General features: G+C 63.7%; 1 protein-coding gene. It reads right to left on the reverse strand.

Translation table 11 applies throughout. The annotated features are described in order from the left end of the window. Window positions 1-401: helix-turn-helix domain-containing protein (locus Q4I23_RS33035; RefSeq protein WP_498529048.1), on the reverse strand; the 401-nt coding region annotated here is incomplete at its 3' end. Between the last annotated feature and the right edge of the window lie 147 nt (window positions 402-548).

A 548-nucleotide genomic window follows, 5' to 3' on the forward strand; every position in this document is an offset into this window, starting at 1 on the left:
GCATCGACATGACCGAGCGCGACCAAGCGGTCGGCCAGCAGCTTCAGGGTCCACCGACCGCGTCCGTCGGGCGGTTGGGAGCACGCCAGCGTGATCAGGTGCGCTTCCTGAAGGCCGTCCAATTTGGTCTGATAGACGCGATCCGGGCCCTTGTAATGGCTGAGCGCCGCCTCAAAGCCGTCTTCGACGAAGCGCCGGCGCAAGCGCTCGATCGTGGCGGTGCCGACGCCCACCGCTTCGGCAACGTGTTCGTCGGTCCAGCCGGGCCCCTCAGGGCCCTCGTCAACGCGGAGAAGAACCTGCGCGTGCTTGAGCTTGCGCACATCCGCCTTGCCGCGGGACAGAAGCTCGTCCAGATGCTGACGCTCTTCGGCGCTCAAGGTGACACGATACTTCTTCATCCGCGCCCTCCAGTGGCAGGGTTTCACCTTCAACCAGCAGGCAACCCATCAGTTCAGCCTCGATGAAGGACTAGCAGGATGCGGAAAAAGGGCTGTGCACGGCCGGTTGGTCGTGATTCTTTTCGGTTGAGGAGAACACGGCCGACG

Source organism: Azospirillum sp. UFLA03-27, from assembly GCF_059803775.1.